Source organism: Edaphobacter sp. (genome assembly GCF_035763405.1).
GTDB lineage: Bacteria > Acidobacteriota > Terriglobia > Terriglobales > Acidobacteriaceae > Edaphobacter.
Genome location: NZ_DASUBE010000003.1, coordinates 1 through 18,107 on the forward strand (window position 1 = coordinate 1; position 18,107 = coordinate 18,107).

At 61.0% G+C, this 18,107-nt stretch carries 14 protein-coding genes; 12 read left to right on the top strand and 2 right to left on the bottom strand.

Going from position 1 to position 18,107, the window contains the following annotated elements; genetic code table 11:
- Positions 1-558: 558 nt before the first annotated feature.
- Positions 559-2,415, top strand: a complete 1,857-nt coding sequence (locus tag VFU66_RS00215; RefSeq protein WP_326444209.1) for a glycoside hydrolase family 88 protein — start codon at positions 559-561, stop codon at positions 2,413-2,415.
- A 144-nt stretch (positions 2,416-2,559) separates the two neighbouring features.
- Here the strand turns inward: VFU66_RS00215 and VFU66_RS00220 are convergent, their stop codons facing one another.
- Positions 2,560-3,252 (bottom strand): hypothetical protein, encoded by a 693-nt coding sequence (locus VFU66_RS00220; RefSeq protein WP_326444210.1) that lies wholly within the window; start codon positions 3,250-3,252, stop codon positions 2,560-2,562.
- Positions 3,253-3,554: 302 nt separating this feature from the next.
- Here VFU66_RS00220 and VFU66_RS00225 point away from each other — a divergent pair, with 302 nt between their 5' ends.
- The 11 genes from VFU66_RS00225 (at position 3,555) to VFU66_RS00275 (ending at position 17,416) form a co-directional block, all read left to right on the top strand.
- Complete coding sequence (locus VFU66_RS00225; protein WP_326444211.1) at positions 3,555-6,161, top strand: LptA/OstA family protein; 2,607 nt, start codon at positions 3,555-3,557, stop codon at positions 6,159-6,161.
- Positions 6,158-6,886: an LPS export ABC transporter ATP-binding protein gene (lptB, locus tag VFU66_RS00230; RefSeq protein ID WP_326444212.1), complete on the top strand. Its 729-nt coding sequence runs from the start codon at positions 6,158-6,160 to the stop codon at positions 6,884-6,886. Before VFU66_RS00225 ends, lptB begins: the two co-directional genes overlap by 4 nt.
- A gap of 563 nt (positions 6,887-7,449) precedes the next feature.
- Positions 7,450-9,171 carry an RNA polymerase factor sigma-54 gene (gene rpoN / locus VFU66_RS00235; RefSeq protein ID WP_326444213.1) on the top strand — a complete coding sequence of 574 codons (1,722 nt, stop codon included), beginning with the start codon at positions 7,450-7,452 and terminating at the stop codon, positions 9,169-9,171.
- A 22-nt stretch (positions 9,172-9,193) separates the two neighbouring features.
- The gene (locus tag VFU66_RS00240) at positions 9,194-9,829 is read left to right on the top strand and encodes an HPF/RaiA family ribosome-associated protein (protein ID WP_326444214.1); all 636 of its coding nucleotides are present in this window, start codon (positions 9,194-9,196) and stop codon (positions 9,827-9,829) included.
- 331 nt (positions 9,830-10,160) lie between these two features.
- Positions 10,161-11,090, top strand: a complete 930-nt coding sequence (gene rapZ, locus VFU66_RS00245) for an RNase adapter RapZ (protein WP_326444221.1) — start codon at positions 10,161-10,163, stop codon at positions 11,088-11,090.
- Between the two features lie 119 nt (positions 11,091-11,209).
- Positions 11,210-13,027, top strand: coding sequence for an ABC transporter ATP-binding protein (locus VFU66_RS00250; protein ID WP_326444222.1), 1,818 nt, complete (start codon positions 11,210-11,212; stop codon positions 13,025-13,027).
- The gene (locus VFU66_RS00255) at positions 13,024-13,929 is read left to right on the top strand and encodes a YicC/YloC family endoribonuclease (protein WP_326444215.1); all 906 of its coding nucleotides are present in this window, start codon (positions 13,024-13,026) and stop codon (positions 13,927-13,929) included. Before VFU66_RS00250 ends, VFU66_RS00255 begins: the two co-directional genes overlap by 4 nt.
- A gap of 154 nt (positions 13,930-14,083) precedes the next feature.
- On the top strand, positions 14,084-14,743 hold the full coding sequence (gmk, locus tag VFU66_RS00260; RefSeq protein WP_326444216.1) for a guanylate kinase: 660 nt from the start codon (positions 14,084-14,086) through the stop codon (positions 14,741-14,743).
- Between the two features lie 77 nt (positions 14,744-14,820).
- Positions 14,821-15,033, top strand: a complete 213-nt coding sequence (gene rpoZ, locus VFU66_RS00265) for a DNA-directed RNA polymerase subunit omega (RefSeq protein WP_326444217.1) — start codon at positions 14,821-14,823, stop codon at positions 15,031-15,033.
- Positions 15,034-15,051: 18 nt separating this feature from the next.
- A complete protein-coding gene (locus tag VFU66_RS00270; RefSeq protein WP_326444218.1) occupies positions 15,052-15,900 on the top strand; it encodes a uracil-DNA glycosylase in 849 nt (282 codons plus the stop codon).
- A 112-nt stretch (positions 15,901-16,012) separates the two neighbouring features.
- Entirely contained in the window at positions 16,013-17,416 is a 1,404-nt protein-coding gene (locus VFU66_RS00275; protein ID WP_326444219.1) for a sensor histidine kinase, read from the top strand.
- Positions 17,417-17,626: 210 nt separating this feature from the next.
- Here VFU66_RS00275 and VFU66_RS00280 read toward each other — a convergent pair.
- A partial coding sequence (locus VFU66_RS00280; protein WP_326444220.1) for a hypothetical protein occupies positions 17,627-18,107 on the bottom strand: 481 nt, incomplete at its 5' end.

Here is an 18,107-nt window from a genome sequence, read left to right on the forward strand (position 1 = left end):
TCATCACCAACCTCGCCGCCAACAACATCGACCGCCGCCGCGCCGGAACCCTCCTCTACGGACTCCAACTCGCCGCCCTCAACATCACCCGCCACCGCGAAGACCACACCCACACCAACGCCCCCGAGCCCAACAACCACCCCATCGCAACCACGCAGGACAAGAACCACACCCACGCACCCGAACCGCACAAAGACCACACCCACGCCCCCGCACCCAACAACCCGGAGCCCCCCGACCCCTTCACTGAAGAGATCTTCCCGCTCCCCGAACCCAAACTCCACCGCCTCGAACGCCCCTACTTCGCCCTGCTGCTCAACGCCCTCGCCCAACACCTCCACATCGAACCCTCACCCGGCTCCCCAGAAGACCGCCAACCCGAATCCACCACCCTCGCCACCGTCAACGCCGTCGCAGAAGTCGAACCGGCGTTGGCCCGCACACTGTCTCCGCAGGTATGCTGGTGTGCAGGTTGTGAGTCCGAATTAATGCGTGAGGTTGGGAATGAGGCTGGTGGCTTCGCTGGTTTTGCTGGGGTGTGTAGCAGTGCAGGTGGGCGTGGCAGAGAAGTCGCCTTCGCAGACGATGGCGGAGACGGTCATCAGGCAATGGCCGGACGGAGTGATCTCGACTGTGGGGCATCCGGGAGCGTGGGCCTACGAAGAAGGCGTGCTGCTGGACGGCATGGCAGCCGAGTGGCACACCACAGCCGACGGAGCGGACTTCCACTACATCAAGGCGGCGGTCGATCGATATGTCACGCCTGAAGGAACCATCACCGGCTACAAAGCCGATGCGCACACGCTCGACGACATCGAGATGGGACGCGCCGTGCTGCTCGTCTACCGCGTCACCCACCAGCCGAAGTACTACAAGGCCGCGAAGTTTCTGCACGACCAGCTCGCCCTGCAGCCCAGGACCGCGAGCGGAGGCTACTGGCACAAGCAGATCTATCCGAACCAGATGTGGCTCGACGGAGCTTACATGGCCGAGCCGTTTCGCGCAGCATACGCGGCGACGTTTCAGGAGCCGGGCGACTTCGACGACATTGCCAAGCAACTGCTGTTGATGGACGAGCACATGCGCGACCCGAAGACCGGCCTGCTGCGCCACGGGTGGGACGAGTCGAAGCAGATGCCGTGGGCCGATAAGAAGACCGGCCTCTCGCCCGAGGCGTGGGGACGCGCGATGGGCTGGTATGCGATGGCGCTGGTGGACACGCTGGACTGGATGCCGAAGGACCATCCCGAGCGCGCGGAGTTGATTGCGGCGCTGAACCGCACGATGGCCGCCGTCGTCCACTATCAGGACCCGAAGAGCGGGCTGTGGTGGCAGGTGATGGACCAGGGCGGGCGCAAGGGAAACTACTTCGAGTCCTCCGCAAGCTGCATGTTCGTCTACACGCTGGCGAAGGGCGTGCGCATGGGCTACCTGACGCAGAGCGATGAGGCGAGCGCGCGGCGAGGGTGGGAGGGGATTCAGAAGCAGTTTGTAACGACCGGTCCCGACGGCCTGATGGTGCTCAATGGGACCGTGTCGGTGGGTGGGTTGGGCGGGAAGCCGTATCGCTCGGGGACGTATGACTACTACCTGAGCGAGAAGGTGGTCTCGAACGATGCGAAGGGAGTGGGCGCGTTTCTGAAGGCGGGCTCGGAGATGGAGCAGGCCGCGACCGAGGCGCTGGGGCAGGGCAGGACGGTGCTGGTCGATGCGTGGTTCAACTCGCAGACGCGGAAGAATGCGGCGGGGCAGACGGAGCTGTATCACTACAAATGGAACGATGACACGAATGATGGCTATGCGTTCTTTGGCCGCGCGTTCCAGCGCTACGGCGCGCAGCTTGCCACCGAGAAGGCTGCTCCGACGACGGCGGATTTGAAGAAGGCGCAGATCTATGTGATTGCTTCGCCGGATATTCCGGTCAAGAATCCGAATCCGCACTACATGGACAAGGCCAGCGCGGAGGTGATTGCGGCGTGGGTGAAGGCGGGCGGCGTACTGCTGCTGTTCGAGAACGATCCTGCGAATGCAGACATCGAGCACTTGAACACGCTGAGTGATCTGTTCGGCATCCACTACAACGCGGTGCTTACGAATCATGTGGTCGGCAACGACTACCCGGCCGGCGCGGTGACGATACCTGCGACGACGGGAGTATTTGCGCACGCGCACCAGGCTTATATGAAGGACACCTGCTCGATGACGGTGAAAGGCAATGCGCGCGCCGTGGTGACGAAGGGCTCCGATGTGATGATCGCGGTGGCGCATTACGGCAAGGGGACGGTGTTCGCGGTCGTCGATCCCTGGGTCTACAACGAGTACACAGACCGGAGGAATCATCTGCCGGTGGAGTACGACAACTTCTCCAGCGCGATTGATCTGGCCGGGTGGGCGGTGAGGACGAGCAGGCGATAGGTCCTCTGGCGACGGTTGTCCTGGTGGAGAGGAAATACGAGGGTCTCTCCACTGCGGCGGCAAAAAGCGCCGCCTCCGGTCGAGATGACGTGTGACGTTGGACCCCGGTGAGACGCAGATTCCCTTCGGGAACGACAAATAAAATTAGTTGAGGCGCTGGAGGCGATCGATGAGTTTCTGGGCGAGGGGTTCGCCGGACTCGGTCCAGAGGAGGCGGCTGGAGATGTTGCAGTGCTTTTCGACCGAGAGGGTGAAGGCGAGAAGCATCTCGACGTTTTGCTGGATGTGTTTCGCGGCGTCCTGATCGAGGTCTTCATCTTCGAGGGTCTCGGCGAGCCAGGGAGTGTCGAGGCCGAAGTCGATGCGGATGTGGCCGTTTTGTTCGTAGGTGGCGTCGTCGAACGAGGGGCCGAAGCCGAGGATGCGGACGGTGCGGGGCTGGGGTCGCCAGAGGGTGTCGAGGCGGCCGAAGGCGTGGGAGGATTCATCGTCGGGAGCGCCGTCGAGGCGGTTGTGGAAGTCGTCGTCGAGCTGCGGGGCCCAGAGGTTCCAGCGCATCTCGAATTCGTAGGCCAGGTCGTCGTGGAGCTGCTCAGTGGCTTCGGCGACGGCGTTTTCGATGCGGGAGTCGTCGGAGGACTGGGCGCGGTCGTCGTTGACGAAGATGCGCTGGAAGGTGGGGGACTCGTTGAAGCTGATCGGGTAGACGGTCGCGGCGGCGACGCGGTCTGCTCCGCTGATGACCGCGAACTGGCGCATGACGGAGACGAGCGCCGCAGGGAGTGCCTCGAAGCGGAAGTTGGGGAACCAGAGGCTGAGGTAGAGTTGGTCGGCCATGAAGGTAGTTTAGTCTTTCGAGGGCTTAGGGCTTAGGGCTTAGGGCTTAGGTATCAGGTTTCAGGCTGGCGTGAAGGGTTATGGCGATGTGAGCGAAATGCGGGGGTTCTTCCCCTTCGACAAGCTCAGGGTCAGAATGACAGATGAAAAACATGACTCTGCGGGTTCTTCACCTTCGCATTGTTCAGTGTCGGAATGACAGGTGAAAAGAGCACAGGTCTCGTTGCGGGCTGTCTTCTAATCCCTAATCCCTAATCCCTGAGCCCTGCTTCCCGGTGAGATGATAGGTAAAAGAACGTCTGATGGGTGTTTCGGTTTCAGTAGAGAGGTTGCGGCGGTGGCTGCTGGCGGGCGGGGGTCTGCTGGTCGCGGTGATTGCTGCGTTTCTGGGGGTGGCGCACTATCGGGCGCACCGGTTTCTGACGGAGTTGCCGGCGAAGCTTGGGGCGGATATTCGGCAGGAGACGAACGGCTTCACGTACTCGCAGTCCGATGGGAGGCGGACGATCTATACGATTCATGCGTCGAAGGCGGTCGAGCATAAGGACGGGCGGTACACGCTGCATGATGTGGGGATCGTGTTGTATGGGCGGAAGTCGGACCGTGCGGACAGAATCTATGGGAGCGAGTTCGAGTACGACCAGAAGGAGGGCGTGGTCCGGGCGATGGGTGAGGTGCATCTGGACTTGCAGGCTCCGGAGGCAGCGAATGCGAGCGCGAAGATGGACTACGCAGCGGGGAAGGATTTAGAGGGCGGCGCGCATGAGGCGGATGCGGCGCACATGATTCATGTGACGACGAGCGGGCTGGTGTATCTGCAGAAGCTGGGCGTGGCCGCGACGGAGCAGCCGATTGAGTTTGAAGCGGGCGGCATGAAGGGCCAGGCGGTGGGCGCAGATTACACGGCGGACACGGGCGTGCTGGTGCTGCACTCGGCTGTGAAGATGGAGGGCGTGGAGCAGGGGCAGCCGGCGGTGTTGACGGCGACGAGGGCGGAGCTGGACCGGGACAACCGGATGGCGACGCTGTTGGATGCGAGGTATGTCTCGACGGGGAGGTCGGGTGAGGAGTCGGGGCAGGCGGCGCGGGCGGTGGTGCATCTGCGGAGCGATGGCACGGTGGAGCGGCTGGATGCCGAGGGCGCGGTGACGCTGAAGAATGCGGACGGCGGGACGATGACGGCTCCGCGCGGCGTGGTGGTGATGAATGCGAAGAATGAGCCGCAGTCGGTGCTGTTGACGGGTGGGCTGGTGTATGGGGCCGATGGGCCGCTGCGGAAGGCGCAGGGCAGCGCGGTGGAGGGACGGCTTGGATTTGACCGGGACGGAAAGCTGACGGATGCGGTGCTGACGGGGGCGGTGCATCTGCATGAGCAGGTGCGTGGGGCGTCTACGGCGGGAACTCCGTGGAATGAGCGGGCGCTGACGGCGGGCGCGGTGGAGTTGGCGCTCGATACGGATGCGCATGGGAAGTCGAGGCTGCGGGATGCGAAGGCGACCGGGGGGGCGGTGCTGGCGTTGGTGGATCGCAGCGCGAAGGGCGCGGCTAAGGGCGTGGCCAAGGGCAAGGCAGCGAAGAAGGTTCAGGCGAGCGGGCCGGTGAGCAGTTCGCTGGCTGGCGATGTGCTGACGGCGAAATTTGTGGAGCAGGGCGGGGTGAATCATCTGGCCGAGGTGCATGGGGATGGTCATACTTCGATGCGAAGGGTGAATGCGGCGGGTGTGGTGGAGACGAGTTCGGCGGACTCGCTGGTGGCGGCGTTTCAGCCGGTGGGGGCTGAGGGGAAGAAGTCTGCGAAGCAGGAGGGAGCGGGCAGGGACGAGATTGCCTCGGCAATGGAGCAGGGTCACGTGGTGCTGACGCGGCAGGGAGTGAAGAAGGCTGGCGAGACGGCGGCTCCGGCGGAAGAGCGGGTGACGGCGGAGCGGGCTTCGTATGACGGGGCTTTGGAGATGACGACGCTGGTGGGCAACGTGCAGATGTCGGATGCGGACAGTGTGTTGTGGGCTGAGCGTGTGGTGGCGAATCAGAAGACGGGGGATGCGACGGCTGAGGGCGGGGTGAAGGTGAGCTATCTGCAGCCGAAAGCCGCGAAGGGCGCTGCTTCCGGATCGGCTGCGGGCTCGGAGGAGCCGGTGCATGTGCTGGCTGCGCGCGCGGACGTGAAGCACGCGGCAGAGACGGCGATCTTTTACGGAACGGCGGGACAGCGGGCGCGGCTGTGGCAGGGGGCTTCGCAGGTGGAGGCTCCGGTGATTGAGTTGGATAAGAAGCAGAAGAAGCTGGTGGCGCGCGGCGATGGGTCGGGTGATGCGATGGCTGTTCGTGCGGTGCTGACTTCTGCGGTGAGGGCGGAGAAGGCCAAGGTTGGCGCTGCGGCCAAGGATGGATCGACGGCCAAGGCCGGGGCGGCGGAGCAGAGAGTGTTTCAGGTGGTGAGCCGCGGGCTTGTTTATTCGGACCAGAAGCGCGAGGCGGACTTTACCGGCGGCGTGCGGGTGACGAGCGCCGACGGCACGATGCTGGGGAGGCAGGCGGAGGTTTATCTGCAACCGGTGCAGGCGGCGGGCGCGAAGGGCAAGGATGCGGCCAAGTCTGCTGTCGGCGCGATTTCGAGCGGATTTATGGGCGGCAGCGTGGAGCGGATGGTGGCGAGCGGCGGGATTGTAGTGGAGCAGCCGGGGCGCCGGGCCACGGGCGAGCAGGTGGTGTATACCGCGAGCGATGGGACGTTTGCGCTGACCGGAACCGCTGACGTGCCGCCGAAGGTGGTGGACGAGGAGCGCGGAACCGTGACGGGTACGCTGATCGAATTCCGCGCAGGGGATGAGGGCGTTGTGATTTCTAATGGAGGGGAGAGCGGTGCGGGACGTGTCCGCACGGAGACGCGGGTGAAGAAGCGGAGATGAAGACATTATCGACGGAGGAGCTTGGGAAGTCGTATGGCGGGCGCGAGGTGGTGCGGGGCGTAAGCCTCCAGATTGAGCAGGGCGAAGTGGTGGGCCTGCTGGGGCCGAATGGCGCGGGGAAGACGACGAGCTTCTACATGATTGTGGGGCTGGTCAGGCCGGACGCCGGGCGCGTGCTGGCCGAAGGGCACGATATTACGCGGCTGCCGATGTATCTGCGGGCGCGGAATTATGGAGTGAGCTATCTGCCGCAGGAGCCTTCGGTGTTTCGCAAGCTGACGGTGGAGGACAACATTCTGGCGGTGCTGGAGGCTCAACAGCAGAGCTGGGAGCGGCGCAGGACAACGACGGAGCGGTTGATTGAGCAGTTGAACCTGGGGCATGTGCGCAAGACGCGCGGGTATGCGTTGAGCGGCGGCGAGCGGCGGCGTGTGGAGATTGCACGCTGTCTGGCGATTGAACCGGCGTTTATTCTGCTGGATGAGCCCTTCTCCGGAATTGACCCGATTGCGGTGCTGGATTTGCAGGAGATTATCTTCGGGTTGAAACGGAGCGGGATCGGGGTGCTGATTACGGACCATAATGTGCGTGAGACGCTCTCGGTGACGGACCGGGCCTATATCATCAATGAAGGCAGGATCTTCAGGACAGGGACGCCGGGTGAACTGGGGCGCGATCCCGAGGTACGGCGGATTTATCTGGGTGAGAATTTTTCGATGGGTTGAGGGTGGTTTGGTTGAGGCATCGGGAAGGTGGGTTTGGGGGCTTGAGGAAATGCGGGGTCTCTCCACTGCGCAGCGCGAAAAGACCGCGCTGCTCCGGTCGAGATGACGTGCGGGGGGGATGACGTTGGACCCCACCTTAGGCGCGATGAGGCTGCGCCGAAGATGGGGTATCCGGCTGGGTCCAAGAAGCAGATTCCTCCGCTACGCTGCGGAATGGAAATGCAAAAAACTGCGGAATGGAAATGCAACAAATTGCGGAATGGCAATGTAATAGCAGTGAGTGAGCGGGGATTAGGGTGGGGAAGCGGGGCTGAGCGGTAAAAAGCTTCTTTGCAAGATGAAAGCCAAGCGTGTGAACGGTACAACTTCCGTGGTAAGTGTGAGTTGCTATCGGTGGAGTTCACACAGGCATTGGCAGAGTTAGACTTACAGCGAAATGAGTTGAGGGCGTGTAGACTGTGGCGAAGCCGGTACGCAGTCTGCGGATGGCTTGCACGACAATCGCCAAACGACGCGCCTGACTCAGATATTTTTCACGAACCGAGCGCAGGAGAGGTCAAGACGTGCTGTTGCAACCCAAGCTGAATGTAAAGGTCTCCCAGAGGCAGGTATTGACGCCTGGCCTGGTCCAGATGGTCAGTGTGCTGGCCTTGAACAAGCTTGAGTTGAAGGAGATGATCAACACCGAGATGGTGGAGAACCCGGTGTTGGAGGAGATTGAAGAGACGGCAGTCTCGCTGGAAGAGCGATCGGGCGAAGAGGGCGACCGGGAGCGTTCGGCCGAAGAGGTGGTGGCGGAGAGCGAGCGGACGGAGAAAGACCCCTTCGATGAGATCGACTTCGGCAGCTACTTTCAGGATTATCTTGACCCGGGGTACAAGACGGGATCGAACTTCGAGGAGTTTGACAAACCTTCGTTTGAGAACTTTCTGTCGGCTCCGAGTACGCTGAGCGATCATCTGGCGTGGCAACTGGGGTCGTTGACGTTGACGCCAGTGGTTCGCGCAGCGGCGGACCTGGTGGTGGGGAACCTGAACGAAGACGGCTACCTGACTGCAAGCGACGAGGAACTGGTGGAGGCGCTGGCGGAGTTGAGCCGCGCGGGCAGGCAGGGGCCGATTCCGTTTGAGCGTGGGATGAAGGGCAAGGCGTCGCTGGTGCTGGCGGAGCCGAAGCCGGGCAATGGCGAGGCGCATGGCGGGCCGCTGGATATGGCGGCAGCGGCGGAAGAAGACTCGGAGCATAAGGAACTGCTGGCGGCGGTAGTTGAGGCGCGGTCGGTGGTCAATTTTCTGGACCCGGTGGGCGTGGGGGCGCGGACGCTGCAGGAGTGTCTGCTGACGCAGATCTGCGCGCAGCGGGGCGAGGCTGCGATTGTGCTGCGTCGACGGCAGATGGTTTCCGCGACGAACGGCGCCGGTGCGGAGACGACGTCCGGCGCGAGCGATTGCGGCGATGTGCCGGCGGAGAACGGCAAGGGCGATATTTTTGCAGTCGCCACGCATATTGTGACGAACTGCCTGCCGCTGCTGCAGAAGAAAGACATGCGCGAGCTGACGAAGAGCTGCGGGCGGTCGGCGGACGAGGTGCATGTGGCGGTGGAGTTTATCCGGACGCTGGACCCGAGGCCGGGGCAGCGGTACAACGTGAGCGAGACGCGGCTGATTGAGCCGGATGTTGCGTTTGTGAAGCGCGACGACGAGTACGTTGTGGTGATGAACGAAGAGGACATGCCGGCGCTGCGGCTGAACCAGAGCTATCGCAGGATGCTACAGCAGAAGCAGACGGAAAAAGAAGTGAAGGAGTATGTGAAGGAGCGGTACAAGTCGGCGATCCAGTTGCTAAGGAATATCGAGCAGCGCAAGAACACGATCGTGCGGACGTGCGAGGCGATTGTGCGGCGGCAGCAGGAGTTTCTGGAGCATGGCGTGAACGCGTTGAAGCCGATGATGATTAAGGAAGTAGCTGAAGAGATTGGGGTGCATCCTTCGACGGTGAGCCGCGCGGTGGCGAACAAGTATGTGCATACGTCGCAGGGCGTGTTTGAGCTGCGGTTCTTCTTCTCTGAAGCGGTGAACGGGCCTGAGGGCGGCGACCTGCCGCTGGTGCTGCTGAAGCGCAAGGTGAAGAAACTGATCGAAGAAGAGGACGAGCGCAAGCCGTTGACCGATGACCAGTTGGCGGCGGAGTTGCAGCGCCAGGGAATTCAGGTGACGCGGAGAACGGTGGCCAAGTACCGCGAGGACATGCAGATTCCTAGTACGCACCAGCGTCGTGTACGCTGACCTTGCAGGTTTGAGGTGAGCGATGGACGTGGAGTATACCGGCAGGCAGACGACTGTCACCAGAAAGCTCAAACAACAGACGGAAGCAGGGTTGCTGAGGATCGAGAAGATCGTCGGCCACGCGGTCGCGCAGGTGACGCTGACGGCGGACAAGCGCAGGCAGATTGCAGACATCCGCATCCAGACGAGAAGCGCGAAGCTGGTGGCGACGTGTGAGGCTAATGACATGGAGGACGCGCTGCGCGACGCGCTGGAGAAGATTGAGCAGCAGGCGATTCGGCAGAAGAAGAAGACGGCGTCGATTAAGCGACATCCGAAGGGCGAAGTGAAGCTGGGACGGGGTAGGGCTGTTGTTGAGGCTGTTGCGCCGGAGGTGACGAAGCGAGTTGCGAAGAAAGGAGCCGCGCAGGATGTCCCCGCGGGTAGGGCCGTGGTGCCGATGGTGGTGCATTCGTTTCCGCCGCGTGCGCCCGAGGCGGAGCAGCATGTTGCGCGGACGACCGAGGGTGTGGCGCTGAGGCCGATGTCGCTGGAAGAGGCGGTGAAGGAGGCGGCGTTTCGGGACAGGGATGTGTTTGTGTTCAGGGACTACTCGGGGCAGGCGATGGTGTTGTATCGTCGGCGAGACGGGAAGATGGAGCTGATTGAAGTTCCGTAGCGTTGAACGGAGTGCTTGGACCGGGTGCGGATGACGGGACGATTTTTGCTGCGTGGAGATTCACTTCAAGTGAAGATTGGTGCAGCCATGGGAAAAACGCGGGGCTTCTTCCCCTTCGACTTCGCTCAGGGGCGGAATGACAGCTATTTTCCTGCGACTGTAGTTCGGTGCGGCCGAAGCGAAACGCAGATTCCCTTCGGGAATGACAACAAGTTCGATGACAACAAATTTAATGACAACGAATCCGATGACACCAGATCCGATGACATCAGGATGACGGTGTGAGAGGGTCCATCTACTGCATTTGAGGAACTGATATAGGATGGCTGACATGCCACGCAAGCAGGTCGGGAAAAAGAGTGTGAGGCGGACGCGGGGAGCGTCTGGGCGGGCGACGAAGCGGGTGGACCGGCGCGAGCTGGTGATTGTGACTGGGCTTTCGGGGTCGGGGAAGCTGTCGGCGCTGAAGACGTTTGAGGACCTTGGCTATTACTCGGTGGACAATCTGCCGCTGGAGCTGGTGCCTCGGTTTGCGGACCTGGTGCGGCAGTCGAATGAGATTGAGCGTGCGGCGCTGGTGGTGGACGTGCGCGAGGGGATGCGGCTGGATGAGTTTCCGCACCTGCTGAAGCGCGTGCGGAGGGTGTTGCCGACGCGGGTGGTGTTTCTGGAGGCGAGCGACGAGGCGCTGCTGAGGCGGTTCTCCGAGACGCGGAGGCCGCATCCGCTGGGACGCGGCAAGACGGTGGTGAAGTCGATTGAGGCGGAGCGGAAGCGGCTGGACCCGATCCGCAATGTGGCCGACATCGTGCTGGATACGACGAAGTTCAATGTGCATGATCTGCGGGCGCATCTGAATGCGCAGTTTGAGCGCGATGAGAATGAGACGAACCTGACTATTTCGTCGAACAGCTTTGGGTTTAAGAATGGAGTGCCTTCGGAGGCGGACCTGGTATTCGATGTGCGCTTTCTGCCGAACCCGCATTTTGTGCCGGAGTTTCGCAGGCTGACGGGGAGGCATCCAAGTGTGGCCAAGTATGTGCGCGACTTTCCGCAGACGGCGGAGTTTCTGGACAAGACGACCGATATGCTGAAGTTTCTGCTGCCGCACTACATCAAGGAAGGCAAGAGCTATCTGACGGTGGCGTTCGGATGCACGGGCGGACAGCACCGGTCGGTGTTTATTGCGGAAGAGATGCGCAAGCGGCTGACGGCGGCGGGGTATCGGGTGAAGACTTCGCATCGGGACATGCCTCGGTAGACCGGGTGCAAAAATGTCTGAGCGCAATAGAATGGTGAGATGCAGGTTGCTATGGCGAAGACCATGAAGGAGACAGCTTGAGACGTGTCTGGCGATTACTCGTCTATGCCAGGCCATACGTGTTGTATTGGCTGATCTCCGCGGTTCTGGCGGCAATGGTTGGCGCTTTAGCAGCGTTTCGCATCCTGCTGATTAAACCGATCTTGGACAACGTGCTCAGCGCAAAAGAATCGCCTGGCCGGATTCTTGTGTTCCATGTTCCTCATTCACAGCGGATGCTGGATTTACAGTGGATGGTCCCGAGTTTCATCCATAACGCATGGGACGTCGTGGCCGTGGCGCTGATCGGCGCTTCCGTGGTGAAGTCTGTGTGCGACTACATTGGCACACTGCTGGCGAACAAAGCGGGATTTGGCATGATCACTGACTTGCGCAACGATCTGTACAACTCGTTGCTGAGACGGTCGGTGGCATTCTTCCAGCGACATACGACTGGAACACTCGTTTCGACACTGATTAATGATATTGAGCGCGTGCAGATGGCGATGTCATCGGTGATGAGCGATTTTCTACAGCAGGTCTTTACGCTGTTAGCCCTGGTATGCGCGGTGTATCTGGTGGGCAATAAACTGGCATGGGTCCTGTTGCTGTTCGTCCCCATTATTGTGAGTTCAGCCCGGCGCATTGGACGCGGGGTGCGGCAAACGACGCGAACTGGTCAGGACAAGCTGGCCGAGATCCAGAACATCGTTCACGAGACGATTACCGGGAACCGCATCGTCAAGGCTTTCAGTATGGAGCTTTGGGAGATGACGCGATTTCGCAAGGCGGCCGACCGGCTGCTGAACGCGAACATGCGATCGGTAGCAGTGCAGTCGATCAGTTCTCCGCTCATGGATTTTCTTGGAATGGTTGCGATCGCATTATTGCTGGGGTTAGGGCGCAGCGAAGTCATCCTGAAGGGCGATACGGCGGGAACGTTTATTACGTTTCTGGCGGCGGTGATTATGCTCTACGACCCGGTTCGTAAACTACCGGTGTATTACAACAGCTTCCAACAGGCGGTTGGGGCGAGTGATGAGATATTCCGCTTTATGGACGCGCAGGATGATGTGCAGGAGAAGCGTCGCGCGTTTGTGCTGAAGGGGTTCAGCAAGGGGATTGAGTTTGAGCATGTTGGATTTGGGTATGCGGGTGAAGGCGGCGAGACGAAGGAGGTCCTGCACGACATCAACCTTGCGGTGAAGCCGGGCGAGGTGATTGCGCTGGTGGGGCCGAGCGGGGCGGGGAAGTCTTCGCTGGTGAATCTGATTCCGCGGTTTTTTGATGTGAACGCGGGGCGGATCCTGATTGATGGGCACGATGTGCGCGATGTGACGATCGCTTCGCTGAGGCACCAGATTGGGAAGGTGACGCAGGAGATTGTGCTATTCAATGACACGGTGCGGAACAATATTGCGTATGGGCAGCCGGATGTTCCGCTGAGCAAGGTGGAAGAGGCCGCGAAGATGGCCCTGGCACACAACTTCATTATGAACATGGCTGAGGGCTACGACACGCGGATCGGCGAGAAGGGCACGCGGCTGAGCGGAGGCGAGCGGCAGCGGTTGGCGATTGCGCGCGCGATTTTGAAGAACGCTCCGATTCTGATTCTGGATGAGGCGACCTCGGCTCTGGACACGGAGAGCGAGCAGTATGTGCAGGCGGCGCTGGCGAACCTGATGCAGGGACGGACGGTGTTTGTGATTGCGCACAGGCTTTCGACCGTGAGGCGCGCGACGAAGATTGCGGTGATTGAGAGTGGGCGGATTACGGAGATGGGCACGCATGAGGAGTTGCTGGCGCAGTCGGGCACATATAGGCGGCTGTACGACATGCAGTTCAGCGACGATGCGGTGCCTGCGCCGGTGACGGCGGATTTGGAGGGGATGGTTTGAGCAAACTGTACTCGATGACGGGATTTGCGAGTGTGCGCGGCGCGTTGCGGGACGACCTCGCGTTTACGCTGACGATGAAGAGCGTGAATCATCGGTTTCTTGACCTGTCGCTGCGGATGCCTTCGTACTGCGACGGGCTGGAGATGCAGATGCGTCGCGTGCTGAAGGAGAAGCTGCGGCGCGGGCATGTGGACGTGGCGTTGCAGATGGAGCGAAGAACGAACGCCGAGGTTCAGTTGAATGCAGGCCTGCTCGATGCGTATGTGCGGGCCTTCCGCGAAGCTGCCGTGGCGCATGGGCTGGCAAGTGAGCCGGACTTGAACGCGATGCTGCGGATTCCGGGCGTGATGAGCGCGGAGAGCAGCGTGGATGCGGAGGATACGCCGACGCTCGAAGCAGCGGTGCTGGCGCAGGTGGGGCCGCTGGTGGAGAAGCTGAATGAGGCTCGAGCGCATGAGGGCGCGGCGCTGGCGGCGGAACTGCGCGGCTCGATGCTGCGGCTAAGGGCGTTTGGAGAAGAGATGGCCGGGCTGCGCAATGGGGTGCGTGAGGCGCAGTTTGAGCGGCTGCGTGCGCGGTTGGCGGAGTTGACACAGGGCGTTGCGGTGACTGAGGAGCGTGTACTGGCCGAGGCTGCCGTGTTGGCTGAGAAGAGCGACATCGAGGAAGAGATTGTGCGGCTGCGGACGCATATCGACAGGTTTCTGGCCATGCTGGACGCGGGCGGGGAGCTGGGCAAGCGGCTGGATTTTCTGTTGCAGGAGTTGAACCGCGAGGCGAATACGATGCTCTCGAAGACGAGCGGGGCGACGGGCGTGAACAGCCTGCGCATTACCGAGATTGGTCTGGAGATGAAGGCGGAGATTGAGAAGGCGCGTGAGCAGGTGCAGAATATCGAGTAGCGGCGGGTACACTGCTGGTATTGGCGAGTGATGGGTAGTGAGGCGTTCGAGCATTTTTCCTGAAAAGGTAGTTCGGTGTTGTCCGAAGCGAGACGCAGATTCCCTTCGGGAATGACAACAAAAATGTGGGCCAAAGGCAGGTATTCGGGGACGGATGGCAGGCATACTTTTTATTATTTCGGCGCCCTCGGGGTCGGGGAAATCGACGCTGGTGGGGCAGTTGAGAACGCTGGTGGAGGGGCTGGATTTTTCCATCTCGTATACGACGCGCGCGCCGCGGGGCTCGGAGGAAGATGGGCGGGAGTATCACTTCACGAGCCGCGAGGAGTTTGAGCGAATGATTGCTGCCGGCGATTTTCTGGAGTGGGCGGAGGTCTTTGGGAATTATTACGGGACGGCGGTTTCGGCGCTGGAACATGCGCGGGTCGCGGGCAAGGATTTGCTGCTGGACATCGATGTGCAGGGCGCGGTGCAGGTCATGCAGAAGATGCCGAATGCGGTGTCAATCTTTGTGATGCCGCCTAGTCCAGAGGTGCTGGAGATGCGGCTGCGGCACCGTAGTGAGGCGGAGCATGTGACGTCGGAGGCGGTGATTGAGCGGAGGCTCTCGCAGGCGCACAATGAGCTGAAGCAGATCTGGGACTATAAATACGCGCTGGTGAATGATGTGCTGGAGCAGGCCGTGTCGGAGATGCGGGCCGTTGTTTTGTTCGAGCGCGGCGCACGCGATGGCGTGCAGGCGATGGCTGAAGGGTGCAGAACGGATCGGCCTTCAGAGAAGCTGAAGGCGGCGCTGGGGACGTTTGGGAGATAGGGACAGGTTATCCACCGCTGATGGAGTGGCACATTTTGCCGGGGCTGAGATATAAATTCAGCAACGGAGGTGTTGGCATGGCCGGCGAAGATGCTTTCCTGAACAAGTACAGCATGGTGAAGGGTGCGGCGCGGCGGGCGCGTCAGTTGCAGTCGGGCGCGACACCGATGATTAATGCGAAATCGACGAAGGCGTGCCGCGTGGCGCAGGATGAGATCCAGCAGGGGCATGTGAAGTTTGTTCTGCCGGAGCAGGAGGCGGACCCGGTTCCCGAGATTCCGATTCAGTAGCCGCGATACGATAGAGGCATGACTGGAGAAGCGGAACAGCAGTTGCGCGCCTACGTGGAGTACTTCCGCGACCTGGGCGTGCGGGAATTTTACCGGCGGGGTGAGCCGGTGTTTGCCGTGGAGACTGTTGCGCCTGCTGTTGCCGTCGCTTCTGCTCTTTTTGCTGCGCCTGAGCCTGTGGCCGAGCGGCCGATTGTTGCACGCAAGCCTGATTTTCTGGAGCCTCCCATCGCCAATCCGGTAAGTTTTGATCAACTTGCGCCTCTGCCCAAGAGCAGGGTGCCTGCCTCGGAGAAAGCTGCGGCGCTGCTTGCGGTGCAGCAGGAGATTGGCGACTGTACGCGCTGTCCGCTGGCTTATGCGGGACGGCGCAAAATTGTCTTTGGCGACGGGAACCCGAATGCGCGGCTGATGTTTGTGGGTGAGGGGCCGGGCGCGGATGAGGACACGCAGGGTCTGCCCTTTGTGGGCAAGGCCGGGCAACTGCTGAACAATATGATTGCGGCGATGGGGCTCAAGCGCGAGGAAGTTTACATCGCCAATATTGTGAAGTGCAGGCCGCCGAACAATCGCGTGCCGGAGCCGGCGGAGGCTGGTGTCTGCACCCAGTTTTTGCTGCAGCAGATGGATATTGTGCAGCCGGAGGTGGTGGTGGCGCTGGGTGCGACGGCGGCGCTGTATCTGCTGGGGGTGAAGCGGTCGCTTAGCTCGCTGCGCGGGCATTGGCATACGTGCAGGGGCGCGAAGCTGGCGGTGACGTACCATCCTGCGTTTCTGTTGCGCGATCCGCGACAGAAGGGCGAGGCGTGGAAGGACCTGCAGATGGTGATGGCGGAGATGGGGTTGAAGGCGCCTGCGAAAGGGTGAAGATTCGTGCGCGCGCGAGCAGATGCGGGGATTCGTCCCCTTCGACAAGCTCAGGGTCAGAATGACGGCGTCTTCATGCGTCTGAAGGTTGCAGTAGAGGTAAAGTAAGGGTGTGACGCAGACTGATCCAAAACTGATTCTGATTACGCTGCTGGTGGAGCTGGGCGTGGCGGCGGCGGTATCGAGTTCGCTGGCGCGGTCGAAGACGTTCAAGGACCTGCTGCTGATGGCGCGCAGGAGTCCGCGTCAGACTGCGACGTTGGTTGCCATGGTGTGTGTGCCGCTGACGTTGGGTGTCTGGATTCGGACGATGGTGCCGAATTTTCTGGCGGCAGACCTCTCGTTTGAGACGGCGGTCCTGCTCGGGATTCTGGTGGGGCCGGTGCCTGCGATGGTTGGCGGCGCAGTGCTGGCGATTCCGGCGCTGATGCACCATGAGTTTCTGGCGCTTCCGGTAAACCTTGCCGTGGCCGCATTGGCGAGCGTCTTCGCGCGGTTTACTGATGCGGAAGAGGTCTGGTCGTTTTCGCCGATGATTGACCTGAGTATCTATCGGTGGGTGACGCGGAACCTGCGGAGACCACACCTGGACAGGCAGATTCTGCTGCTGATGCTGATTGCGGGGATGCAGTTTTCAACGAGTATGCTGGCGCGGTTTCATCCGAGGCATTTTTTTGAATTGCACTCGGATGTGTGGTGGGTGGAGCTATTGATCTGCGCGTGCGCTCCGGTGGTGGTGGGGATCCCGTTGAAGATATGGAACGCGATTCGCGTTGAGCGGAAGCTGGAAGAACAGGGAAGGCTGCTGCTGGAAGCGCGGCTGGATGCGTTGCAGCGGCAGATCAATCCGCACTTTTTGTTCAATACGCTGAACTCGATTACGTCGCTGGTGCGGTCGGAGCCGGAGTTGGCGCGCGAGATGATTGTGAAGCTGGCGAACATTCTGCGCGTGCTGCTGAAGGAGCGCGAGGCGTTTGTGCCCTTCCGCGAAGAGCTGGCGTTTACGGACGACTATCTGCACATTGAGGTGGTGCGGTTTGGCGAAAAACTGAAGGTGGTGAAGGAGATTGCCGAGGAGACGCTGGATGTGGTGGTGCCGGGCATGCTACTGCAACCGCTGATTGAGAACAGCATCAAGCATGGGCTCGAACCCCGTATCAGCGGAGGGACGGTGACGCTGCGCAGCAGGATTACCACGGACGGGATGCTGCTGGTGGAGGTTGAGGACGACGGCGTGGGGATGGAGCCGGAGCGGACGAACGCTGCGCCGGTGAGCGGGCTGATGCCGCCGGGTACGGGCATCGGGGTGAAGAATGTACGCGAACGGATGGAAGTGATGTACGGCGACAAGGGGCGCGTGGAGATCAACAGCAGGCCCGGGCGCGGGACCAAGGTGACGCTGCTGATGCCGATTCTGGACGCGCAGGCCGAGGCGTGGGGGCCGATTGGCGGCGCGGCCGGCGAGGCTATCAGCCACTTGGTCGAAGACGCGGTGCGGGCGATGACGCGGTCTTGAGTTGAAGTCCTTTGGCCCCATGTTCGGTTGAGATGAGGGCGCTTCAGAGGGCCAATCCTGGCCGTGCATCGAGTCGATACTCAATGAGCGCATTGGCCTGATATCGACAGTTGAGCAGTTGATTAGTCAACATAAGGCGACTTATCGTTACCTCTCTGAGACGAACTTTGGCAAGTTTGGCTACCGAGGTCTAGAGCGGGCGAACTGCTTCTAAGGCAATTCATACATCGTCAATTTGTTCGGATTTCCTGCGACGAAATATCGACCGTTGGATGAGAAGGCTGACCACGACTGGCGAGCAGGAAAGTCTTTAGTGTGAACCATAGCGAGTGCTTTTCCGGTCGCCGAATCATAGACCGTAAAGTACTCGTAGACTACAAAGTCCGGATCGCCTTCCATATAGCTGGACTGAATGGCGAAACGTCTACCGTCGGCGCTTGCGCCAGCGAAGGTTCCCCACTCGACCAAGTCGCCACCGCTGAGAACGTGTCCAGTGCTATCGACGACTTGAAAACGCTTCTGTCGCAGTTGAACGGTGTTCTTTCCTAAAACGTATGTAGGTGGATCACAGTTGGCGGCACCACATTCCAGACGTTCCCGGGTTGTCGTGCGAGTTGCTGGCGCTGCACTGGATGCACCTGTGACTGGCACTAAATCTGGATTGAGGGTGCGTGGAGGATTGCTCTGCACA